The 21,832-nt window shown below is 58.4% G+C and carries 22 protein-coding genes; 11 read left to right on the top strand and 11 right to left on the bottom strand.

All coding sequences use genetic code 11. The features are described 5' to 3' along the window. Positions 1-71: 71 nt before the first annotated feature. A complete protein-coding gene (locus KGZ89_07285; protein MBS3974650.1) occupies positions 72-1,052 on the bottom strand; it encodes a 2-hydroxyacyl-CoA dehydratase in 981 nt (326 codons plus the stop codon). 91 nt (positions 1,053-1,143) lie between these two features. Here KGZ89_07285 and KGZ89_07280 point away from each other — a divergent pair, with 91 nt between their 5' ends. The 4 genes from KGZ89_07280 (at position 1,144) to KGZ89_07265 (ending at position 4,260) form a co-directional block, all read left to right on the top strand. Continuing rightward, the gene (locus KGZ89_07280; protein ID MBS3974649.1) at positions 1,144-2,244 is read left to right on the top strand and encodes a threonylcarbamoyl-AMP synthase; all 1,101 of its coding nucleotides are present in this window, start codon (positions 1,144-1,146) and stop codon (positions 2,242-2,244) included. Positions 2,245-2,356: 112 nt separating this feature from the next. Continuing rightward, positions 2,357-2,662 carry a transcriptional regulator gene (locus KGZ89_07275; protein MBS3974648.1) on the top strand — a complete coding sequence of 102 codons (306 nt, stop codon included), beginning with the start codon at positions 2,357-2,359 and terminating at the stop codon, positions 2,660-2,662. Positions 2,663-2,680: 18 nt separating this feature from the next. Continuing rightward, positions 2,681-3,178 carry a 5-(carboxyamino)imidazole ribonucleotide mutase gene (purE, locus tag KGZ89_07270; protein ID MBS3974647.1) on the top strand — a complete coding sequence of 166 codons (498 nt, stop codon included), beginning with the start codon at positions 2,681-2,683 and terminating at the stop codon, positions 3,176-3,178. Next, a complete protein-coding gene (locus KGZ89_07265) occupies positions 3,175-4,260 on the top strand; it encodes a 5-(carboxyamino)imidazole ribonucleotide synthase (GenBank protein MBS3974646.1) in 1,086 nt (361 codons plus the stop codon). The genes purE and KGZ89_07265 overlap by 4 nt, the downstream gene beginning before the upstream one ends. Before the next feature lie 30 nt (positions 4,261-4,290). Here the strand turns inward: KGZ89_07265 and thiF are convergent, their stop codons facing one another. The 4 genes from thiF to KGZ89_07245 are packed head-to-tail and all read right to left on the bottom strand — an operon-like array spanning position 4,291 to position 7,294. Continuing rightward, a complete protein-coding gene (thiF, locus tag KGZ89_07260; GenBank protein ID MBS3974645.1) occupies positions 4,291-4,932 on the bottom strand; it encodes a sulfur carrier protein ThiS adenylyltransferase ThiF in 642 nt (213 codons plus the stop codon). 2 nt (positions 4,933-4,934) lie between these two features. Further along, entirely contained in the window at positions 4,935-5,174 is a 240-nt protein-coding gene (locus KGZ89_07255; protein MBS3974644.1) for a MoaD/ThiS family protein, read from the bottom strand. 17 nt (positions 5,175-5,191) lie between these two features. After that, entirely contained in the window at positions 5,192-6,967 is a 1,776-nt protein-coding gene (locus tag KGZ89_07250) for an aldehyde ferredoxin oxidoreductase (GenBank protein MBS3974643.1), read from the bottom strand. Positions 6,968-6,991: 24 nt separating this feature from the next. Beyond that, the gene (locus KGZ89_07245) at positions 6,992-7,294 is read right to left on the bottom strand and encodes a MoaD/ThiS family protein (GenBank protein MBS3974642.1); all 303 of its coding nucleotides are present in this window, start codon (positions 7,292-7,294) and stop codon (positions 6,992-6,994) included. Positions 7,295-7,404: 110 nt separating this feature from the next. Between KGZ89_07245 and KGZ89_07240 the strand changes: the two genes are divergently transcribed. Beyond that, entirely contained in the window at positions 7,405-8,217 is an 813-nt protein-coding gene (locus KGZ89_07240; GenBank protein MBS3974641.1) for a PASTA domain-containing protein, read from the top strand. 21 nt (positions 8,218-8,238) lie between these two features. Here KGZ89_07240 and KGZ89_07235 read toward each other — a convergent pair whose 3' ends face one another. Then, a complete protein-coding gene (locus KGZ89_07235; protein ID MBS3974640.1) occupies positions 8,239-8,814 on the bottom strand; it encodes a GerMN domain-containing protein in 576 nt (191 codons plus the stop codon). Positions 8,815-8,933: 119 nt separating this feature from the next. On the opposite strand from KGZ89_07235, the gene typA reads away from it, so the two are divergent. Continuing rightward, complete coding sequence (gene typA / locus KGZ89_07230; protein ID MBS3974639.1) at positions 8,934-10,763, top strand: translational GTPase TypA; 1,830 nt, start codon at positions 8,934-8,936, stop codon at positions 10,761-10,763. On the opposite strand, the gene KGZ89_07225 is transcribed toward typA, so the two are convergent. The 3 genes from KGZ89_07225 to KGZ89_07215 all read right to left on the bottom strand — a co-directional run bounded on the left by KGZ89_07225 (position 10,760) and on the right by KGZ89_07215 (position 13,463). Next, positions 10,760-11,806 carry a glycosyltransferase gene (locus tag KGZ89_07225; protein ID MBS3974638.1) on the bottom strand — a complete coding sequence of 349 codons (1,047 nt, stop codon included), beginning with the start codon at positions 11,804-11,806 and terminating at the stop codon, positions 10,760-10,762. The genes typA and KGZ89_07225 overlap by 4 nt on opposite strands. Positions 11,807-11,810: 4 nt before the next feature. After that, the gene (locus KGZ89_07220; protein MBS3974637.1) at positions 11,811-12,965 is read right to left on the bottom strand and encodes a hypothetical protein; all 1,155 of its coding nucleotides are present in this window, start codon (positions 12,963-12,965) and stop codon (positions 11,811-11,813) included. A gap of 114 nt (positions 12,966-13,079) precedes the next feature. After that, on the bottom strand, positions 13,080-13,463 hold the full coding sequence (locus KGZ89_07215; protein MBS3974636.1) for an NAD-dependent epimerase/dehydratase family protein: 384 nt from the start codon (positions 13,461-13,463) through the stop codon (positions 13,080-13,082). Between the two features lie 221 nt (positions 13,464-13,684). Between KGZ89_07215 and KGZ89_07210 the strand changes: the two genes are divergently transcribed. From KGZ89_07210 to KGZ89_07190, 5 genes are all read left to right on the top strand, one after another. After that, complete coding sequence (locus tag KGZ89_07210) at positions 13,685-15,580, top strand: polysaccharide biosynthesis protein (GenBank protein ID MBS3974635.1); 1,896 nt, start codon at positions 13,685-13,687, stop codon at positions 15,578-15,580. Between the two features lie 131 nt (positions 15,581-15,711). Continuing rightward, the gene (locus KGZ89_07205; GenBank protein ID MBS3974634.1) at positions 15,712-16,188 is read left to right on the top strand and encodes a hypothetical protein; all 477 of its coding nucleotides are present in this window, start codon (positions 15,712-15,714) and stop codon (positions 16,186-16,188) included. 81 nt (positions 16,189-16,269) lie between these two features. Beyond that, complete coding sequence (locus KGZ89_07200; GenBank protein MBS3974633.1) at positions 16,270-16,482, top strand: hypothetical protein; 213 nt, start codon at positions 16,270-16,272, stop codon at positions 16,480-16,482. A gap of 71 nt (positions 16,483-16,553) precedes the next feature. Then, positions 16,554-17,036: a hypothetical protein gene (locus tag KGZ89_07195; protein ID MBS3974632.1), complete on the top strand. Its 483-nt coding sequence runs from the start codon at positions 16,554-16,556 to the stop codon at positions 17,034-17,036. A gap of 87 nt (positions 17,037-17,123) precedes the next feature. Continuing rightward, positions 17,124-18,635 carry a DUF2779 domain-containing protein gene (locus tag KGZ89_07190; GenBank protein ID MBS3974631.1) on the top strand — a complete coding sequence of 504 codons (1,512 nt, stop codon included), beginning with the start codon at positions 17,124-17,126 and terminating at the stop codon, positions 18,633-18,635. A 14-nt stretch (positions 18,636-18,649) separates the two neighbouring features. Here the strand turns inward: KGZ89_07190 and KGZ89_07185 are convergent, their stop codons facing one another. Further along, positions 18,650-19,072 (bottom strand): phosphate-starvation-inducible PsiE family protein, encoded by a 423-nt coding sequence (locus KGZ89_07185; GenBank protein MBS3974630.1) that lies wholly within the window; start codon positions 19,070-19,072, stop codon positions 18,650-18,652. A 36-nt stretch (positions 19,073-19,108) separates the two neighbouring features. After that, positions 19,109-21,766, bottom strand: a complete 2,658-nt coding sequence (locus tag KGZ89_07180) for a PAS domain-containing protein (GenBank protein ID MBS3974629.1) — start codon at positions 21,764-21,766, stop codon at positions 19,109-19,111. Positions 21,767-21,832: the final 66 nt, after the last annotated feature.

The following is a 21,832-nucleotide window of genomic DNA, read 5'->3' as shown; positions in this document are numbered from 1 at the left end:
CGTCACAACCCATCCGCTCGGCCAGTCCCTTGAATCCGATCCAGTACTCACCCATGTGCGGGAAGGTGACTTTACGCTGACTCATCGAGCTCCTCCTTCGCACTTTCAGGGAGCGCCTGCCCTCGTCCTTTTGCAGCGGCTTCCATCTTCAAGATGTCAACCAGGCTTTCCAGACGGGTACGCAAGCCGGCCTCCCCGGTCAACTCGTCCAAAACGAGCGTGGCGATCGGCACGTCTTTGATCTTGCGCTGGCAAAGCTCGATCATGAGCGAGTCCGGGCCACACGGGAAGGTCACGAGGAATATCATGCCGTCGACCTTGTCACGGTAGTACTCGACCGCGCCGAGAAGCTGCTTGTTGTATGTCCACTTCACGTCGGTCGATATCTTCGAGTAAAGGCTGCGCGCGAGGTCGTGATCGAGGGCCTCGGAGTCAAAAACTGTGACTCCCAAAGATTCCAGGAACCTTTTTATCGGCATGCCGATGAACTCATCGTGGTTGTTGTATGCGTGACCTACCAACAGGATTCGCGGTCGATCCCACGGCTCTTCTTCCAGCGAGTACTGCTCCCGCGCCAGCTCACGGTCGTGTGCGTGTTGATTGAGCCTGGCTCGGCGATACGCCGAGCGCACCTTGAATGGATTGCGGCAGAGCTTGCGGCCGAGCTTGAGCATCTCGCGCTTTTCGGGGATGCCTCGGCGGTGATTGACGATGTAGGTGAGCAAGGAGATGCCATCCACCGAATGCCGAGCGATATCATACGCTCCCATGAGCTTCACGCAGGCTTCCTCGCCCTTGATCTCGGAGGCGATCATAGGCACGAGAATGTAATCCACCCGGTCGCGAAGCGCTTCGACGTGGCCGAGGAATATCTTCATCGACAGGCAGGACTCGTCCACAGAGAGCGCCGCGCCGCGATTCAGGATGCGCTTGTTGGTCTGCGGGCTTACCACGGTTTCACAACCGAGCTCCTCAAAAAATGTCGACCAAAGCACATGGTACTTGTGGTAAAGCATCGCGCGAGGGAGTCCTATACGTATTTTACCGGCCATACCAAAGGCCTTTCTTTTTCGTTGCCCGTTTGGGCATGAATTGCCTGCCTGATATGAATTGAGCATCTGGACATGAGGCCAGATATATTTCATGCTCGTCGAACAAATATTGTTCGCAGCGGTGGAGAGTATACCCCAGATGAGATCAGATGTGACCAGAGCGGTTGAGATATTACGCAAAGGGGGAGTCGTCGCGCTACCCACGGAAACCGTGTACGGGCTCGGAGCCGACGCCTTGAACCCGGAGGCTGTGGCGAAGATTTTCGCGCTCAAGAACCGCCCCACCGATCATCCCCTCATCGTGCACATCAGCGGGATTGACAAGCTGTCGCAGTGGGCCGACGAGATTTCGCCGGCCGCGCGCATACTCGCTTCGCGATTCTGGCCAGGGCCGCTCACCATGATCTTCAAGCGAGTTCCTGCTGTGCTCGACGCGGTTACCGGGGGGCAGGATACGATTGCCTTGCGAGTTCCGAATCACCCGCTGACGCTGCAGGTTTTAGCCGAGTTCGGCGGAGGAGTCGCAGCGCCGTCGGCAAACCGGTTCGGGAAGATCTCTCCAACCCGCGCCGAGCATGTCGCCGAGGAATTCGGCGATCGGGTCGATTACATTCTTGACGGCGGGCCTTGCGCGGTGGGACTCGAGTCAACGATAGTCGATCTGACCTCCGCAAGACCGCAGATATTACGGCTTGGCGCTGTGACCGCCGAGGACATCGACTCGGCGCTCGGGCACGCGGGCTACACCGAAGGAGGCGGCTGCGTCAGTCGGGAGGGGGAGCCTGCGCCGCCGAAAACCCCGGGCTCACTCGCCGCCCACTACGCCCCCGAGACGCCTTTGCATCTCGTCGATTCCACCGAGCTGGTGACGCAGGTTCTGGAGTTGATCTCCCTCGGGCGCTCAGTTGGGGTCATCGCCAGGACTCCCGCGCCTTCAGATGAAGTTGCAACCGGATGCGCATGGGTGATGATCTCTCCGGAGCCAGCGGAGTACGGCCGGCTGCTCTATGCCACGATGCGCGAGCTCGATCACATGCGATGCGATATGATTCTGGTCGAGGCGCCTCCCGCGCTCAAAGATTGGGAGGCGGTCGCCGACCGGCTCAAACGTGCGGCAAGCGCAACCCACCAAGCAAGCGCGGGCCGTGCGATAAACGCCGCTTGTTTTTATGACAAAGATTCTGGAACATAACGATATCTGCCGAGAAATTTGCATGGCCCTCGGGTATAAAATGAGTGTGATGTGTGTTCATGAACCAGGTAGCTCTGTTTTTGCTACCCCGAAGTAGTGGAGGTCAAAGAAAGTGGAGACGTTTACCCGCAAGCTTGTCACGATAGTCACTGAAGCTCTGATCGAAGACAAATTGACGAAGGAACTCGAGCAGCTCGGAGTTCATGGATTTACGGTTACTGACGCGAGAGGCAAGGGCGAGCGTGGTGTAAGGGACGCGCATCACGAGTTTGCGGCCAACATCCGTATAGAGATTATTTGCGGTGAGAAAATCGCCGAAGCCATAGAGCGGCACCTCGTCGAGCACTATTTTCCGAACTACGCGATCATATGGTTCGTATCCAATGTGGAAATCTTGCGGGCTGACAAGTTCTCATAAGGATGGTGGAGTGAGATCATGACGATTCTGGTGGGCGTGATCATGGGTTCGTCATCCGATTGGAAGACCATGTGTCATGCCACGGAGACCCTTGAGAAGCTCGGGATAGGGTATGAGGCCGAGGTTGTCTCGGCGCATCGCACACCGGACAAGCTGTTCGCCTATGCGCAGACGGCCGCCGAGCGAGGAATCGAGGTCATCATCGCCGGTGCGGGCGGGGCCGCCCATCTACCGGGCATGGTTGCCGCCAAAACCCACCTTCCCGTGCTAGGCGTTCCCGTGCGGTCAAAGGCGTTGAGCGGTCTTGACTCGTTGCTGTCGATCGTTCAGATGCCTGCCGGCATTCCGGTGGGTACCCTTGCGATAGGAAAAGCCGGCGCTACGAATGCCGCCTTGCTGGCGGCGGCGATACTTGGCGGCAAGTACCCTGAAATCGCTGACGCGCTTGTCGAATACCGCAGCGCGCAGACAGCTCGCGTCCTGGAAAACCCGAACCCGGGCGAGCCGCCCAAATGATCGTTGGCGTTCTCGGCGGGGGTCAGCTTGCCCGGATGATGGCGCTGGCGGGTCTGCCTCTGGGGATGAAGTTCGTCTTTTGCGACCCCGCGCCGGATGCCTGCGCGGCGGATGCCGGAGAGCTGATCTGCGCTTCTTACGATGATGCGACCGCGCTGGCTGCCTTTGCGGACAAAGTCGATGTGGCGACCTTCGATTTCGAGAACGTGCCCGAGAGCAGCATCCAGACGCTCGCTGACCGGGTGCGGGTATTTCCGTCGGCTATCGCGCTTGGCATGTCACAGGACCGCCTTCGGGAGAAAAATCTCTTTCGTCAGCTCGGCATACCAACTGCCGATTTTGCGCCTGTCTCCAGCATGGAAGAGCTCAATTCGGCCATCGCCGCAATTGGGCTGCCCGCGGTTTTGAAAACGAGAAGATTCGGATATGACGGAAAAGGCCAGATTGTGATCTCCTCGGAAGAGGAAGTCGCGCCCGCGTGGGAGGCTATCCGCCGAGAGCCGGCGATCGTCGAGCGATTGGTGTCTTTCAGTCGGGAAGTGTCAGTAATTGCAGTTCGCGCGCAGAGCGGGGAAATAGCGATCTATCCGCTGTCAGAGAACACTCACCGCGAAGGTATTTTACGCATGGCCATAAGCAGGCCCGGCGACGCGGCTACTCATGCGGCAAGCGAAATGGCGACGAGCCTGCTCGAGAGCTTGCGCTATGTCGGCGTATTGACGCTCGAGCTCTTCGACACCGAATCCGGGCTTGTCGCCAACGAATTCGCTCCCCGGGTCCACAATTCCGGCCATTGGACGATCGAGGGTGCGCAGACAAGCCAGTTCGAGAATCACTTGAGGGCGATCACCGGTCTTCCTTTGGGCGACACTGCGGCATTGGAGAGCGTGACGATGCTCAACATCGTTGGCGAGATCCCTTCTGCCGAGGAGGTCCTCTCCGTTCCCGGCGCGCATCTTCACCTGTATGGCAAGCGACCGGCGGCCGGCAGGAAAGTCGGGCATGTCACGGTACGCTCGTCTGATCATGCGGTCATCGACGCCGCGCTCGGCAAGCTGAGCTCGCTTCCCGGCGTGGGGTGACGACGGGCTCGGCCCGCACACACGCCAGGATCAGGCGGCCCTGAGCCCCAGCAATAGGCGTATCGCCGCGTGTGCCTGGTGCGCGGCCGCCACGGTGACACGGGAGGACAGCAGGGGGTGTCCTTCTCGGACGTCCGCGACGTGATCGCCCACGATCCAGCAGTTCTCGGCGAGCTCCTCTGTGGCGATGCAGTTCGCCGAGGCGCATCCGGCCAGGCCCGAAGCAGCCACCAGAGGAATCGCCGGCATCTTCCTGGCCCAGGTGTCGATGATCAGCGCCTTGGTCTCGGCGCTGTCTACCGCCTCGACGAGTACGTCGGGCTTGCCGACGAGGGCTTCGAAGTTGTCGGCGGTGAGTATTTCCTGACGCAGCGTCAACGACACCCTTGGGTCGATGCGCATAAGCGTTTCGGACAACGCCATGACCTTGGGCATTCCGATCTGGTCTCGGAAGAAAAGCTGGCGATTGAGATTGGACTCTTCGATGACGTCGAAATCGATGAGAGTCATAGCTAGAACTCCCGAGCGCAAAAGCATCGATGCGATGTTGCTGCCCAGGCCGCCGCAGCCGATGATTGCGACGCTGGAAGCGGCGAGGATCGCGCGCAGTTCAGGTTCCGCGGGGATCGACGCCTCCGCAAGGCCGGCGGACAAGCTCTCCTCGGCTCTCACGGCTAGCCGCCTGCCACCGGAGGAAAGATCGCCAAGCGCTGGCCCTCTTGCAGCTCGGCGCTCTCATCGGCGTGTCGTCCGTTGACGAATGTGATGCGGGGCTGATCGGGCAGCCCCAGCATCTCAATGACATCGGCGATCGTGGTTCCGTCCGCGAGTTCGTACGTACGCGTTCGCCCGCCCGGCACTTCCGATAAGTGCAAAGCCGAGAGCGATGCGAACAGTGCTATGTCGACTTTCACCCGCAAAACCTCCAGCCCTACGCGATACCCATCTGCTTCGCGGTTTCAGGTACGAAGTCGAAGAGGGTGTCGATCTCCGCGTTGGAGACCTGGAACACGATGTTGTGCGGCGGCAGCTTGTCGGTGATAAAGAACTCCGGCAGCCGGTCGTCGTCGACGCCCATGCCGGCGCGCTCGTTGAAGAGCCGCTCAAATGTCAAGGTTTCCCTACCCAGCCTCATCAACTCATCGGTGTCCCACTTCTCACCCGTATGTGCTGCAGCCATCTCATGAATGGCCGCGAACGCTTCTGGGATGTCAAGCACCGGGAACGCAACAAAGATGCAAAGGCCGAGCGAGTCAAGCATCGCGGTCGCGATTTGCAGGTTGCGTGACAGCTCCACCTGTCCTTCCGGCTTCAGGGGATCGATGTCTCCGCCGACTTTCAGGATATTGGTCGCCACAGCGTATCCCGCCGTGTGGTCGGCGCCCATCGTCGAGGTCGCGTATGTCACGCCGATGCCCATGACAGTGCGGGGATCGTACGCCGGCAATGCCTGGTGCTTGACTACCGGAATTCTTTTCGTGCCGAATGCCTTGCCGGTGGCCTCCGCGCCGTCACCGAGCACGCGGGTATCCGAACCGGCGTCAAAGATGCTGCGCAACGCCTTGATCGCACCTTCGGCGTCCCCGAAAGCAAGTCGTCCGGAGTCCATATATACTGCCATCGTCGCGCCGGTTTCGATCGTGTCCAGACCGAAATCGCCGCAAATCCGGTCGAGCTCGGCTATGGCATCCAGGTCGTCGATGCCACAGTCCGCCCCGAACGACCAAACGGTTTCGTACTCCGGGCCTTTGGTCTTGTAGTGGCCGTCTTTGTCGACCCAGTACCGCGAGCACTGTATGACGCAGCCTGTGTGGCATCCGTGCTTGACGTCACCGCCTCGCTCAAGGGTGATTTCGCGCTGACGCTCGCCGGAGGTTGCCTCGGCGCCCTCGAAAGTGCCGGTCGAGAAGTTTCTCGTGGGCAGGCCGCCGGCCTCTGACAGTATGTTGGTTAACACATTGGTGCCGTAAGTCGGCAACGCCTGGCCCGAGACGGGATGCTCTTTTAGCGCCGAGCTGAAGCGGCGCATGGCGGCGGTGAAGGCGTCTTTGTCGGCATGCGTTTTGTAGCCAAGCCCCTTGTCAGAGATAACGATGGCCTTCAACCCCTTGCTGCCCATGACCGCGCCTAGCCCTCCGCGTCCGGCGAACCGGTTCGGCAAGCCCTTCATGTCCGAAAACGCGATTCCGGCGGCTTTCATACCGGCCTCGCCGGCCGGTCCGATCGTAATCGTCGAATAACGATCATCCGCGGGACGCAAAGGCTTGATCGCCTCGGCGACCTCATAGTTTCCTGCGTCCTTCCAGTCGTCGACGCGACTTATTTCCACTGACCCATCGGCCTCAATTGTTAGCATATAGCGCGCCGAGGAATCAGCAGGCTTGCCGGTGATCACGAGGGCGGAGATTCCGATTTTGGCCAATGCGTGAGCGGCCTGTCCTCCCGAGTTGGACTCTTTGATGCCGTGCGTAAGGGGGCTTTTGGCACCAACGGACATGCGACCGCCGTTTGGAACGCTGGTGCCGCCGAAGGTGCCCGGAGCAAAGATCAGCACGTTTTCGGGGCCGAGAGGATCGGCGGTGGGGGACACTTCGTTGAATACAATCGCCGAGGTAAGTGCTCTGCCGCCATAGCGCGCCCATTTTTGCGGAAGCGGCTCTTTTGTCACTGAGAGATCGGACATGTTGATTCGAAGAATCTGACTCATGTTTACCTCCTTATTGACAGATACTTAATTTGTACCCTTTCCGGCGGTATACAACCCCAATGTATATCGATGTGGCCCTGGTGTTCCATGCGGAACGAACGCGACGCGGTCCCCGGGAAAGACGAGTTGCTCAAGCCCGTAGACCGAATGGTTCACAAAAACCCCCTCGATCATTGAGACAGGCAGATCAAGTCGACGGGCGATCTCTAACGCCGAGGTACCCTGTGCGTCGATTTCAAGCTGGAGGGTGGCCGGTATCCCGCGCTCGCGCGCCGACTCGCGCAACAGGCCAAAAAGCCGAAGCGTTGCTGTCGATTTAACATCCATGTTCGCAAGTTTACATCTATTTATTGTTATACTTGTACAATAGAAGTGTAACTCCACGAAAACTTTAGAGTGGCGCAGACATAGGCGCCGGGGGCGATTGGCGGAGGCCGATGAGCGATGGTAGCGTAGACACCCGAAAAGACCAGGGACACAAGAAAACGCTGTTCAGGCTCCTTTTCGTAATCGTGGTGCTACTCGTGCTGTGGCTGCTCTGGGTGTGTTGGGGCGCAATACAGCGGGACGCAGACAGGGTCGCTCAAGTCGAAGAAACCGTACTCGTGCCCGACGTGGTTGGGGTTCGCCGTGCCGAGGCAGTCGAACGCCTTCATCTGCTCGGCTTCCAGGTCGACTACAGGTCGGATACCCAGGCCGAAAGAAGGCCGGGGGATGTCGATAGCCAGAATCCGGCGGCTGGCACCTACGCACCGTATGGCTCGCTGGTCCGTCTTGTGGTTTCAGCGGCTCCGGGTCGCATCACATCGGAGCTCTTTCCTGAGCAATTCGGCGATGAGCGGCGGGTGCCCGACGTGATGGGCTGGACAAGGTCCACGGCGATCAACCAGCTTGAGACCGCCGGCTTCAGGGCTTCGGTAAGCGAGGGGTACAGCGACACCTTTCCGCCGGACAGCGTGATGCGGCAGCGTCCTTCCGGTGGAACGACCCTTACCGTCGGCTCGACGGTGTCGATTACGATGTCTCGCGGCACGCAAAGGGTGGGCAAGGTTGCGGTGCCTCAGACGCTTGGCATGACCGAGGCGGCAGCCATATCGCGGTTGCGCGCATCCGGCCTGGTCGCTCGCCCGACCTATCAGCCAAGCGATGATGACAGGGTCGGTCTGGTCAACGATCAGGCGCCATTTGCTGGCGACATGCTCGACGAGGGAGGACATGTCATCCTTGTCATCGGCGTTCCCCGCTGGTAGTTTGCCTTTCCCGCACCAATCCTAGCGGTTCGAGCGGGTTATCGGGGGCGAAACCATCAAACCTTCGCCGCCGATGGTTTCTACCGGAGCACCATCGATCCGAAACGCGACACTTTCGATCGTCGGGAACGCAAACAGCGTATCTAAGACTTGATCCAGACGCAGCGTCATCGACAGAGTGCCCCCGCCTGACTCAAATTCGCTCGACAGGTCGACGGTGGCAAGAGTACCTTCGATGGTCAGCCCGAGCAGACGTGTCCCCTCCGGAATCTCGGTGAACAGATCCGCCGCGCGCTCTTCTGCGGTTGGTCCGCCGAGCAACTCGGTCAGGGCTGCCGTGGCGATGGCCGTTGTGGCCTCAATGGTGCGGGTGACCGCTACCGCCTCCTCGCCGCGAACAAAGTAGACCGTGATCTTGCTTGTGGCCGCCGGAGTTGGCGCGGCAGCGGGAGTCTCAGCTTGCGATGGGGGAGTTGCCGAATCCGGCTGGGGGGTTAGCTCCGGCGTAACCTGACGCGAGCAACCGGCGCCGAGCGCCAATACCATCAGAGCTGTGACCACGAACAGTGCGGCGAAGGCTTGTCGTCCGAAGTTCATGAGTTACCTCCTTCAGTGAATGAGTCATCCACCCTGTCTGTCAGTATCGCTTACTTCATGGTACGCTGCACCGTTGCACAGTGATATGTTCATCCACTCACACAGTACGGAGCTAGGCGATGCGAGTCAACGACATTCGAAACATTGCGATCATAGCCCATGTCGACCATGGTAAAACCACGCTTGTCGACCGATTGTTGCAGGCAACCAAGGTTTTTCGCGATAACCAGCAGATTGAAGACAGGGTGCTGGACTCCAATGACCAGGAGCGCGAAAGAGGTATCACCATCCTGGCGAAGAACATCTCGATCAGATGGCGTGACGTCAAGATCAACATCATCGACACTCCCGGGCATGCTGATTTTGGCGGCGAGGTTGAGCGTGTCCTGAACATGGCGGACGGTTGCCTTCTCGTTGTCGACGCCATGGAAGGGCCGATGCCCCAGACGCGATTTGTCCTTAGGCACGCCTTGAGGCATGGCCTAAAGCCGATGGTCGTGATCAACAAGATCGACCGCCCCGGCTCTCGCCCGCATGAAGTAATCGGAGAGGTCTTTGATCTCATGGCCGATCTGGGCGCGAATGATTCCCAGTTGGACTTTCCGATCATCTACACCAGTGCCGTTAACGGCTATGCGCGCAGCGAGCCCGATGATGGCAATATGGACATGGAGCCGCTTTTAGACGCGATACTCGAGCACATCCCAGTACCCGATGTGGATCCCAATGGCGCTTTGGCGATACAAGTGTGCTCGATAGATTACTCGGAATATGTGGGGCGTATCGCGATCGGCAGGATATTTTCAGGTACCTTGCGCTCGGCGGACCGCGTTCTCGTGGTGAAAAACAACGGCACTCGTCATCAGGCCACGGTCAAGCAGCTATACACCTTCGAGGCGCTCGGCCGCATCGAGGCGGAAAGCGCCGCTGCGGGCGAGATATGTGCGGTCGTGGGCGTCGAAGACATCGATATCGGCGACATATTCACCTGCAGGGAAAATCCGGTGGCTCTCGATCCTATCGGGATTGAGGAGCCAACGATGTCTGTCATCATCTCGGCGAGTACGAGCCCGATCGTGGGGAAGGAAGGGGAGATCGTCGGCGCGCGCCAGATACAGGAACGGTTGCTCAAGGAGGCTGAATCGAACATTTCGATGCGAATCCGGGAGACCGAGGAGCGCAGCGGCATGTTTGTCGCCGGCAGAGGAGTGTTGCATCTTTCCGTGCTGATGGAAACGATGCGCAGGGAAGGTTACGAGTTTCAGGTGGGGCGCCCAAAGGTGATTTTGAAACAGGAAGGCGATGCCGTTTTAGAGCCATACGAGCACGCGGTTGTGGACACCCCTTCGACGTATGCTGGCAAGGTCATTGAGGTCTTCGGGGCTGCGGGCGGAGAGATGCTCGAGATGATCCAGCGCGATGAGCATGTGCATCTGGAGTTCCGGATATCGACAAGGGGAGTCTTTGGCCTGCGGACGAGGCTGCTCAACACTACTCGCGGTGAGGCGACCTTGTTTCACCGGTTTAGCGAGTACGGCCCTTTTCGTGGGGATATCGGAGGACGCCAGGCCGGTTCGCTGATCGCGATGTCAACGGACAAGGCTGTCGCTTACGCTCTCGATGCGCTGCAGACACGGGGCAAGCTGTTCGTCTCGCCGGGAGACATGTGCTACGAAGGCATGATAGTCGGCGAGCACTCCAAGGAGGGTGACCTGGTGGTCAATGTCGCCAAGACAAAGCAGTTGACCAACATCCGGGCGGCTGGCGCGGACAAGGAGCTGCAGCTAGCTCCACCGGTCACGTTCACCCTTGAGGAGGCCCTGGAGTACATCGAAGACGACGAGCTTATCGAGGTCACTCCCAAGAACATTCGCTTGCGCAAGCGGTTGCTGGCCGAAAAGGATCGCAAAAGAGCCAAGCGCACATTGGAGCACGTGCGCTCCCGCTAGTCCCCCCGGATATCGATCGTCATCTTGCTCAAGATCTTTTTGCCGGCCTTACGGATGTGCCTCAATATCACAGGAGTAGCCTTCAGCGCACCTTCCGCTCGCCTTGAGACGTACTGACGAATTTCAGCGATTTCGTTGGGCGCGAACTCTTTGAGCAGGCGGTTTATCGCAGCAGGGGACATTTTATTTTCGCCGAGGCGACGGATGCGGTCGACCACACCGGTTGAAAGCCTCTCAAGCGGCTTGGCGATCGATTCACCCAGTCGCTCTCGGAAGGTCTCGGGTTCCCGAAAGATCGAAGCCTGGTCGGGATCGTCGAAAGCCGCGAACTCGTATTCGAACGGGATCTCCTTGATTTGCCGGCCTGTTAGGACGTGTATCTCCGAGTACAGGTACTTGAACGAGAGGGTGACAAGACCTTCCTTTTCGAGGCGACGCATTGAGGTGGGCATGGCGGGCGTGTCGCGGAGCACCCGGAATTTGCCTTTTGTAGCCGCTTTTTGCACGTAGTCGTGGTCCTCGGCGAGTATCACGTCTGTGTTGAAGCCGCCGATCATCTCGTGGACGTCTCGGCGGATCAGAATACACGAGCCGGCTGCGTGCGGCGAAAAGTACTGCATAAGTTGCAGGTACAAGTTGACCACCTCGCAGGCGAGAACGTTTACCGAAGCGCGCTCCAGCGGCTCCACCTGAGCGGTGGCCACCGTCAGCGAGCGATCGACAAACTCGGCGACAGCTTGCTCGATCCACTCGGACTGAGGCTCGACGTCGGCGTCGAGGAAGAGCAGCAAGTCCGTGGATGCGGCAGCCGCGCCCGCATTGCGGCCTATTGCCGGCAAGCCGCCGCCGACGACTCTTGCGCCCGCTTCCAACGCAATCTCGCGAGTCGCATCGGCGGATCCAGCATCGGCGACGACGATCGCGTCCGGCTGCCTTGTCTGCCTTGCGATAAGGTCGAGCAGCACGGGCAGCCGGGAAGCCTCGTTGAGTACCGGGATGATGATCGCCAGGGATGGATTGTCGGGTAGAGATTTTAGTGGCATAGGCTCAATAGCGAAATATTGCTGCTGCGGTCGGGGAGTCTTGCGGCCTTAGTGTGTGGATTGAGCCGCCGCGAGTCAACGTCTCGATCGCCGCGAAGTTCATCAGATCCTGGGTTACCGGTGAGGGCTCGTCCTCGATTCTTACTCTTGAGATGGAGGTGTCGAAGTGTCCGTATGTAGTGGAATCCGGCGAGACAAACAGGGTCTTTATCCGGCCCTCACAGGCGGCCGACAAGATGACTTCGATATCGTTGGAGGCTATGCCGGTCCCTAGCAGGCTCTCGAAGTTGGCCAAGTCACGCTCGATTTCGGCTCGGAAATACGGCTCCAGCAGATCGAGTGCTTCGACGTGCAGTTCAGATGCTGGCGTGTCGTCAGGGTTGCCGGTCAGCGCGAGCTCGACAAGCCCGGGGTAAGAGTTCACGGATCTGTAGATCGGCAGCAGGTAGTCCACGCCCGCCAGTAGCAGCGGCGGACTTGAGTCGACCAGAAACTCCTTCAGTCCCTGGTCGATCATGCGAAAATATCTCGAAAGGCTGGCTTTCTCGGCATCACTGGCGCTGCCTTGCCCGTGGAATATCGCTGCGCGCCTGCCTCCTCCGCCAAGCCCGGGGGTTCTGGAGTGGAACTGCACCTGGCGCTCGTAATCGTCGTACTTGAGCGCATCGGCAAGGCTCTTTGGCATGCCTGCGACGTCTACCTCCGTAATCTGGGAGCGCCCACCTTCCAAAAGTCTTACCCGATTCTTACTCAATGCGAGCACAAAGAAGCGCTCTCCCTTATCAAGCGCCGGCAAGAGCGGCCGTATGAGGAAGCGGTCGCCTGTCATGACCGCCTCTGGCACCTCGATATCCAGGCGAAGCACATGGTTGGTGGTCTTGCCGAGCAACACCGCCAGCCCGCGGGCATCGCCCGAACGCCACATTGATGCGTCTTCGACTAGTTTCTTGGCAGCGCAAAGAAAAGTCTCGATCTCGGCGGGACGCATTCCGTGTTGCCGAAGCGAGGACTGGGCTTCCTTTAGCAGGTTCTTGTAGCGGATGAGGTTTTGCCTTGCACTGTCGTTGCCTCGGTGGATTGTCATGTGGATCGAGACAGTGGGCCACTCTCTGTGTTTGGCCAGTTCGGTTAATTTTTCCGGGTCAAGGATGTCAGTCATTAATGCCTCCTCCCGACTAGTGGGTGAGCCGTTTGGCGTCAGGCGCTTGCCAATGGGCATTAATGAGTATTCCCATCGCTGGGCTTTTATTGACGCGCCAGGGTCAAGGGGTCGTCACGCAACCAGCGCAAATATTTGACGAGACCGTCTCTCAGGTCGACCGAGGGCGTAAAGCCGAGTGTGTCGTTGGCGGCCTGGATGCAGGCGAGGCTGTCCCGTACGTCTCTCGGCCGGGGGTCGCTGTGGAGTATCTTCGATTGAGCGGGTGTTACCGACGCTTGCGGCGAGATGCAATATGGCATCTGCGCCTTTTGCCGCATCGTGCACGACTCCTGGCCTGGAAATATCGCCCAAAATAAAGGTCGCGTCACTATGAAGATTTTCACGGTACCCGGAGGAAAGATCATCCAGTATCGTGACGCTATGCTTGTCTGCGAGCAGCAACTCCGCCAGGTTACTTCCGATAAACCCGGTGCCTCCGGTTAGCAGAAAGTTCAAAGTTCGTCTCTTTTCATAGGGGTCAGGCACCATCTCAGCGCTACCAATAAGAGAAGCAAGAGAAGCCAAAGGGCATTATATCGCTGTCCGCCTCTACGCGCACAAGCATCCTGCAGTCAACTAAACGTTTACGTGCGATAATGCGGATGAGGTCGCGGTATCGTCTTGACCGTGATGATTGAGGTGGAGTTGCTGGCAAGATAGAGGAGGAACAACGAGGGATGCCGAGGCAGGATCCTGTTCTCATCGCGAAGCAGCGGGTGCATAAGTCGAGGATCGTGCAAGGCGCACTCGTGATGCTCGTTGACGGCATGGCTGTGGCCGTAGCTGTATTTCTTGCATATTTTGCCCGGTTTGAGGGCATGGTGCCCGTCGTCTTTTCTCGAAATATCATTGAGTTCACCCTGGCGGCGGTGCTCGTCTACCTGGTGGCACTTCGTGTCTTCGGCCTCTATCACGTGGTGTTGAGATACGTAGGCGCCGAGGTGATGTTCCGCCTTGGGGCTGCGGTAGGAGCGGGCACACTGTTGCTGTTATCAGGGAATGCGATCCTCTCGCCGCCGGGTAGCGCGAATCTGGTGCCTTACGGCGTTGTGGTCATTACGGGGGCGTTTGCGCTTCTCGGGCTCGGAGTTCTGCGAAGCGTGGGCCGTCTTTGGGTTGTGATGAACCGGCCACGGGAGCATACAGGCAAACGGGTGTTGGTGGTGGGTGCGGGTGACGCAGGTTCGCTCCTGCTGAACGATATCGACAATCAGCCTGGTCTGGGGCTGCGCGTGGTCGGTTTACTCGATGACGACTTCGGGAAGCACGGTATGACTATCCGCGGCAGGCGCATCCTCGGCGGGATCGATGACCTGGAACGCGTAGTTGCAGAGCAGTCGGTCGATGAGATCTTCGTAGCGATTCCGTCAATGCCTCCGGAACGTAAACGCGAAGTCCTCGATCTCTGTACGCGGGCGGGCAAGAAGACAAGAATCATCCCTAGCCTTGTCCTTTACGATGACGACGAATTCAGCGGTCTTGCTGACCTACGTCAGGTGTCGATCGAGGATCTTCTCGGCAGGGAGCCGGTCGAGATCGATGTCGAGCTGATCTCCTCATCGCTTACCGGCAAAGTGATCGCCGTGACTGGTGCGGCAGGCTCGATCGGCGCGGAGCTCTGCCGGCAGATACTCAAGATGCGACCCAAACGGCTGATGCTCCTTGAGATCGACGAGTCGCGCCTCTACGAGATGTACCTGGAGTGTGAGCAGGCGGCGCCAGGCATAGCGAGCATGCACATCTGCGACGTGCGCGACGATCGCAAAGTCGAGCGTCTTTTCGCGAGAGAGCGTCCCGACATGGTTTTCCATGCTGCTGCATACAAGCACGTGCCGCTCCTGGAGATGGAGCCCGACGAGGCGGTTCGGGCTAACGTTGCCGGGACGATGAACGTGCTGGAGGCCTGCGGTAAGTGCGGTGCGGAGCACTTCGTGCTGATCTCAACGGACAAGGCGGTCGAGCCGGCTAACGTGATGGGCGCGACCAAGGCGGTCGCCGAGCGCGTGATGTTAGAGGCGGCGCGGCGCGGGCTACGGGTGACCGCTGTACGCTTTGGCAATGTGCTGGGGTCGCGCGGGAGCGTAGTGCCGATCTTCGAAGAGCAACTGCGAGGTGGCGGGCCAATCCGGGTGACCCATCCCGACGTCACCCGCTATTTTATGACGATTCCGGAAGCAGCACGCCTGGTACTGCAGGCGCAGGCGATGAGCGACGGAGGCGACATCTTCGTGCTTGATATGGGCGAGCCGGTCAAGATCGTTGAACTCGCACAGCGAATGATCGTGCTGAGTGGCGTGCAGTGCGGGATTGAGTTCACGGGTCTTCGCCCTGGCGAGAAGATGCACGAGATCCTCGTGCGCGGAGGGAGCCAACTGGTGGAGACTAAATGTCCCTCGGTGACACGGCTCAACTGTTTGCCGCTCGTGGGCGACGGGTACATTGACGCGGTATGCGCTCTCGTGCGTGAGGCGCAGATGGGGGAGAGCCCATTGCTGCTACCTATGTTGTGCGAGCTGGCCGCCGCTTCGCTCGGCGAGAAGGCGGACGGCGTTTGCGTGCGCGTGGAGGCGTAGTAGTGTATCAGTGCAGCCCTGCCCATCGCGATCTAGGGCGTCTCGGAAAGTGACCTCGTGGTTGAGCGAATGGCACGCGTTGTGCTGTAGCATAAGAAAGAATTTGGCTAGCATGACTAAGGAGAGTTGCGATGCCAACAAGTTCCTCCACCCCGAATTCGTCTCCCCGGCGAAAGCCTCCCATGGCCATAATCACCGCAGGTCTTGCGATTGCCGCGGTTCTAGGAGCGATAATCGTCACTCAGGCGGGAGCGGGCGCTCGCTTTGAAGACGGTCAGGCGTCGATAAACGTGGCGACCGTATGCGAATGCCAGCATGCGGTGTACTACTATGCGCATGGCGTCGATACCCAACAAGCGACAGAGGTACTTTTTGAGGCGCTAAGAAGGGTAGAAGGTGTCGGCAGAGCCACCGCATATAAGGATCCGCCAAGCATACGGATTGGCTTTTGCCAGTCGGTGATATCGGAACCCGAGCTTCGTGACGCTCTCACGCAGGCGCAGGCCGGTATTCTGGCTCCGGTCGGCGGTACATCGCCTGCGACACCCGCTCCGGCGCCAGCACCAGCGACTCCGGGTTTTTCGGCGCCAGCACCAACCGTTCCCTGATGTCTCCCTCGGCTAATGGCACGCGCAGTGCTACATTAATACATGAAAGAATTTGGCTAGCATGACTAAGGAGAGTTGCCTATGCCAGCAAGTGCTACCCCAAGTCCGCCTCCTCAGAAAAAGCCTCTCGCAGCCGTCATCATCGTAGGTATTGCGATTGCTGTGGCTGTAGTGGCGATAATTGTTACTCAAGGTGGGGCGCCGCCTACGGCACCTCCCCCTCCGGCACCGGTGACCCCAGGTTTTGCGCCGCCACCGACGCCTTCAGTGGCACCGACGCCAACCGCGCCCTAGTGGCACGCGCCGTGCTACGCTGTGCTATACTGCATGATTGATAATTGGCTAGTAATTAAGGAGAGTTGTTTATGGCAACAAGTTCTTCCACCCCGAATCCGGCTCCCCGGCGAAAGCCTCCCATAGCCATAATTACCGCAGGTATTGCGGTTGCTGTGGTTCTAGTAGCGATAGTTGTCACTCAAGGTGGCGCGGGCGTTCGATTTGAAAATGGTCAGGCAACGCTGAACGTGGCTACCGTGGATGAATGCCAGCAAGTGGTCTATTACTATGCGCCGGGCGTCGATACTCAGCAAGCGACAGAGGCGCTTTTTGAGGCGGCTCGAATGCTGGAAGGCGTGGGTACAGTAACTGCGTTTGAGAACCCGCCAAGCATACAAGTTAATTTCTGCCAGTCGGCAGTGGCGGAGACCGAGATCCGTGCTGCCCTTGCGCAGACCGGTGTTCTGGCTCCGGTCGGTGGCGCGCTGCCTACGACACCTGCTGCTCCGGCACCAGTTAGTCCGGGTGCTGCGGCGCCGGCAACGCCTTCAGTGGCGCCAACCACACCCTGATGTCGCCGCCCCGTTCCCGTTTTATTGGTGGGCCGATGCATCTCCCCGCAGAAGCCCAGCAGTGGAACGGGGCGGGTTCATAGCAGCATGAGGATGCTTTCGAAGTCCAAATATCAAACTGGACTGCAGTGCCCCCGTGCACTATGGCGTTCCATACACGCCCCGGAAACCGCTGATCCTGTCACGGAGACTCAGCAATGGATTTTTGATCAGGGCTCGGAGATCGGGCGCCTGGCTCAGGCTCTCTTCCCCGGGGGCACAGAGGTCACAGAAGATCACAGACAGAGGGCTCAGGCACTGAAGAGCACCTGTCATTTGATGGAATCCGGAGAGAAAATCCTCTACGAGCCGGCATTTCAATTCGATGACGTGCTCGTCAGGGTCGACATTCTCGTTCGCGTCGATGGGGCGAACGCCTCCGATGAAGCTGGATCCGGTCTTTGGGACTTCTACGAAGTAAAATCGGCGACTTCACTCAAGTCGCAGTTTGTAACCGATGCGGCCATTCAGACCTATGTGCTGGAGGGCGCGGGACTTCAGGTCAGGCGTGCCTCGGTTATACACATCGATAGCTCCTATGTCTTTGATGGAAACTCGCACGATCCGGCGAAGCTGTTTGCGGTCAGTGATGTCACCGAAGCCGCCAGGGCTCATATGCTCGAAGTACCGGCGATCCTCGGCGATCTCAAGCGGATGTTGGCAGGTGATGAACCGGCGGTGCGAATCGGTTCCCAGTGCGCATCGCCGTATAGATGCGCGTTTTTCGGTCATTGCCACGCTTTTTTGCCCGCTGAAAATCCAATCACAAACTTGCCGAGATTGTCGGAAAAAGCCCTTCATCTCCTGATTGACAACGGTATCTACTCGATCAAGGGCATCCCCGCGGGGTTTCCGGGCCTTACGCAAAAGCAAAACGCCGTCGTCGAAGTGGTTCGCGAAGGTAGACCGCAGGTCAACGCCTCGGCGATAACGGCTGAACTGAGGTCGCTTATATGGCCGGTTTATCACCTTGATTTCGAGACTGTGATGCCCGCCTTGCCGCTGTGGCCGGGAACACGCCCCTATGAAGCCGTACCCGTCCAGTATTCCGTACATGTCCATCGCGATGACGGGAGCATCGAGCATCGTGAATTTCTCGCCGAGGCGGGAGAGGATCCCAGGCTCACTCTTGCGGAGCGCCTGCTCATCGATCTCGGCGAATCCGGCTCGATCGTCCACTACAGCCCTTATGAGCGTCGGATACTGGCTGGGCTTTCAGAGTGGTTCCCACACTTACGTACGCAATTCGCAGGTGTGGAGAAGCGCTTGCTTGACCTTGAGAAAATCGTGCGCGCCAACTTGAGGCACCCGATGGACTGCGGGCGAACCAGTATCAAATATGTGCTTCCGGCATGGTGCCCGGATCTTTCTTACGACGGCCTTGAGGTTCGGGACGGGCAGACCGCGAGTGTTCGGTACCTGCGAATGGCGCTTGGCGGCATGACGGAGGAGGAGGCTCAAGCGCTTCGGCGTGACTTGCTGGAGTATTGCAAGTTGGACACCTATGCTACCGTTCGCCTGCTCGAGGAGCTGCTGAGGCTATCCAAAGGAAGGGCCTAGGCGATCAGCGCCGACTAGTGTTTGGGATCCTGGTAGGGCTCGCAAGCGTTGGATTTGCTCAGAAGCCACCACGAAAGGCCGACCGCGACTAGTAGCGAAGCTAAACCGAGCGAGCTCATCAGGTAGTCGCCCTGGGGTTCGAAAACGATGAGCTTCCTGGCTACCGCCACAAGTGCCGCTTCGAGCACGATCGGAACCACGTTGCGATGAGTAAGGTATGCGAGGGCCACGCGAAAGAGCTCGATGACGATGAAGACCTCCAGCACAGAAGAGATCAGTGCGGTGAACTCTTCTCGGCCGAAAGCGAGATCGTCGGTGATCGCATACAGTAGACTGTAGCCTAGTGAGATCGTTAGTAGGATAGCGATTACTATGAGCGCCACAGAGACGACGAGCTCAAGGGCGAACACAAAGCGCTTAAGTTGCTTTTCGATCACTTTTCAGCCTCCAGAATTTGACTTTTAAATAAGGTATCACGAAGACTCAATGACAGTGGCGGGTTTTTCTGGGAGCAGCAGCGTGAAAGTTGAGCCCGCACCGGGTTTGCTCTCCACGCTCACGCTGCCTCCAAGATGGACTGCCAGTCGGCGGGATATCGCGAGACCCAGGCCGGTACCCTCCACTTCGGGGTGGTATTGGCGATGCGCCTTGGAGAACTCCTCGAAGATAAGCTCTTGATCCTCGGGGGGAATACCGCATCCGGTGTCTGTCACGGAGATCGCTATCATTGATTCAGCACGACGCCATGCGCGAACAGTGACCGATCCCTCATCGGTGAATTTGACCGCATTACTGCAAAGGTTGAGTAAAACTTGCCTGACACGTACGTGATCTGAGGAGAGTATCAGGTCAGGATCTGAGATTTCGTAAGTCAGAGCGAGCGACTTGCTGTCAGCCAGCGGCTTGATCGATGCCGCCAGCTCCCGCAACAGTTTATCGACCGAAAACACCGAGGGTCGGAGCTCCACTCGGCCAGCCTCGATGCGCGACAAGTCGAGGATATCATTGATGAGCTCAAGCAGGTGCTTGCCGGAGTGATTGATCATCTCGAGTTGCTTGCGCTGTTCATCGGTTATTGGCCCTGTGGCTCCCTGAAGCATGAGGGAGGAAAAGCCGATCACCGAATTTAGCGGCGTGCGCAGCTCATGGCTCATGGAGCGCAAGAAGAGGGTTTTGGCCTCATTGGCCGAAGTAAGTTGCTCGTTCATCTCCATTAGGTCTTCCGATACTGCCTGCAACTCCTCCAGGGCCTCGCTCAACTCCTCGGTGCGCTCGTCCACCAGTTGCTCGAGGTTCTCGTTTAGACGGGCGAGCTCGAGCTTTGCGAGCTTCTCGGCGGTTATATCTTCGTAGGTGCCCAGCACGCCGATGATAGCGCCGTTTTCATCCCGCAAAGGGACCTTGCTGGTGCGCAACCAACGGCTGCGGCCTTCCGCCGACGTCTGGGGCTCCTCGTAGCCCAGCATGATCGCTCCGGTGTCTATTACCTTCTGGTCGTCGGCGCGGTAAAGATCCGCCTGTTCGACCCAGCTCATCTCGTAGTCGCTCTTTCCCAGGAGCTCTGCAGGAGAGGTGTGCCCTGAATCCGTCGCGAATGGCTGGTTGCACCCCAGATAGCGCGAATCACGATCCTTCCAAAATACCCTGACCGGGACAGTGTCGAGAACGTTTTGCAACAGTTGTCGAGACACCGTAGCTTCTATCTGCGCTTCCTTGAGGGCGGTGATGTCCGTGTCGATCCCGAGCATACACAAGGGGGCTCCGCTTCCATCGCGATCGGTGATTGTTCCGACGCACATGGTCCACATCCACGTGCCATCAGCCTTCATCGCTCGAAAGGCCGTTTTGTATTCCGGAGACATTCCGTTGATGTAACCTAGGAGTTCGGTAAGCACCCGCTCCCTGTCCTTGGGATGTAACCGGTCTTTCCAGGTCGAGTATGATTCGACGAAAGTATCAGGATCATATCCGAGCATGGTTGCGATTGAGCGGCTTGTGGCTATTTCACCTGTCCGGATATTGTATTCCCAAAATCCATAACTTGATATCTCGCTCACCAGTGAGAGCCGTTGCTTACTGGCGATAAGCGCCCCCTCTGTCATCAGGCGCTCTCGCTCCGTCTCGAATACAGCTTCCAGTTGAGTGAATCGCATTTTTTGCCAGAGAAGTCCGGCGACGCCGACAGTAGAGATCGTCAGTCCCAGCGCGATCATCCCGATTAGCCACTCCCCGACACGCCAGCCGGCGAATATCTCGGCCTCAGCGATCTTGGTGACAATTTTCCAGTCGGTTTCTGGAATAGCCGCCATGTGCGCGAGAACAGGCACGTCCCGGTAATCATTTCCACGGACGATGCCGGTTTCCCCCATCGCCGCCATCACGGCGGGGGTGCCAGCGCGGGTCAGTGGGATTTTCAAAGACAGGTCTTTGTTGTCGATATGACGTGGATCATTCAGAAAACGAGAGTAGTTCCCTTCCCGTTTTACGAGTACCGACTCGGCTGTTCGGCTGCCAAGGGGATCCATAGCGAGTAGGAGGAAAAGAGTATCCTCAGCGCTCATGCAAAGGATTACGGCGCCAACGAATCGCCGATCCTCGGCAATGGAATCAAAGAGGGGAGCCACGAGATGTATCTGTGCGCCCCGACCCTCTTTCTTGACATAGGGGTCGGTTAGTTGTGCCCGCCCGGTCTTTGTCGCCAGATCTATCGCGCGACGCACTGGTTCGTCCACGTGCGATAGGGTCTCTCCAGCAGTCATTTTGATCTCGCCGTTGGTGTCTACGAGGGCCGCGCCTGTGTAGTAACCGGAGTGATATGAGGCTGAGAGCCACTGAGCGACTAACGACTGGTCAAGAGCTCGGGGGTCTGCAAGCCACCCCGCCATTCGCGTCGCGCCGACAGAGTTCGTTATGGCGTCTGCATCACGGAAGCGCTCTGCCTTCCAGGCTGTTACCTGATTGACCTTGAGCTCGGAGACGGTTTCCAGAGAATGGATGGCGCTTTGGTTGAAGATATCACGTTGCGCAAAGTATACGGCGGCGCTGGCGGTTATGATTAAGAGCACAGCAAGGCCTGTTGCGGCGATGAGCCAAACAGGTGGCGAGGGCGTCACTTTCTGCGCGTCATGCATGGCGGATTGTTTCTAGTCGGAGGGCGCGCCTGTCACATTTACTTTATCATTGGCTGACGCATAAAT

Source organism: Actinomycetota bacterium (assembly GCA_018334075.1).
Taxonomy (GTDB): domain Bacteria; phylum Actinomycetota; class Coriobacteriia; order Anaerosomatales; family UBA912; genus JAGXSC01.
The sequence above is the reverse complement of the archived record's forward strand: the minus strand, read 5'-3'. Positions and strand labels throughout refer to the sequence as shown.

Bases quoted from the DNA above. Each gene is read 5' to 3' on its own strand.
- KGZ89_07235 (MBS3974640.1), bottom strand. From the start codon at position 8,814: ATGAACTTCGGACGACAAGCCTTCGCCGCACTGTTCGTGGTCACAGCT.
- KGZ89_07205 (MBS3974634.1), top strand. From the start codon at position 15,712: ATGCCAACAAGTTCCTCCACCCCGAATTCGTCTCCCCGGCGAAAGCCT.
- KGZ89_07190 (MBS3974631.1), top strand. From the start codon at position 17,124: ATGAGGATGCTTTCGAAGTCCAAATATCAAACTGGACTGCAGTGCCCC.
- KGZ89_07210 (MBS3974635.1), top strand. From the start codon at position 13,685: ATGCCGAGGCAGGATCCTGTTCTCATCGCGAAGCAGCGGGTGCATAAG.
- purE (MBS3974647.1), top strand. From the start codon at position 2,681: ATGACGATTCTGGTGGGCGTGATCATGGGTTCGTCATCCGATTGGAAG.
- KGZ89_07195 (MBS3974632.1), top strand. From the start codon at position 16,554: ATGGCAACAAGTTCTTCCACCCCGAATCCGGCTCCCCGGCGAAAGCCT.
- KGZ89_07240 (MBS3974641.1), top strand. From the start codon at position 7,405: ATGAGCGATGGTAGCGTAGACACCCGAAAAGACCAGGGACACAAGAAA.
- KGZ89_07245 (MBS3974642.1), bottom strand. From the start codon at position 7,294: ATGGATGTTAAATCGACAGCAACGCTTCGGCTTTTTGGCCTGTTGCGC.
- KGZ89_07280 (MBS3974649.1), top strand. From the start codon at position 1,144: ATGCTCGTCGAACAAATATTGTTCGCAGCGGTGGAGAGTATACCCCAG.
- KGZ89_07265 (MBS3974646.1), top strand. From the start codon at position 3,175: ATGATCGTTGGCGTTCTCGGCGGGGGTCAGCTTGCCCGGATGATGGCG.
- KGZ89_07180 (MBS3974629.1), bottom strand. From the start codon at position 21,766: ATGCATGACGCGCAGAAAGTGACGCCCTCGCCACCTGTTTGGCTCATC.
- KGZ89_07220 (MBS3974637.1), bottom strand. From the start codon at position 12,965: ATGACTGACATCCTTGACCCGGAAAAATTAACCGAACTGGCCAAACAC.
- typA (MBS3974639.1), top strand. From the start codon at position 8,934: ATGCGAGTCAACGACATTCGAAACATTGCGATCATAGCCCATGTCGAC.
- KGZ89_07225 (MBS3974638.1), bottom strand. From the start codon at position 11,806: ATGCCACTAAAATCTCTACCCGACAATCCATCCCTGGCGATCATCATC.
- KGZ89_07250 (MBS3974643.1), bottom strand. From the start codon at position 6,967: ATGAGTCAGATTCTTCGAATCAACATGTCCGATCTCTCAGTGACAAAA.
- KGZ89_07200 (MBS3974633.1), top strand. From the start codon at position 16,270: ATGCCAGCAAGTGCTACCCCAAGTCCGCCTCCTCAGAAAAAGCCTCTC.
- KGZ89_07285 (MBS3974650.1), bottom strand. From the start codon at position 1,052: ATGGCCGGTAAAATACGTATAGGACTCCCTCGCGCGATGCTTTACCAC.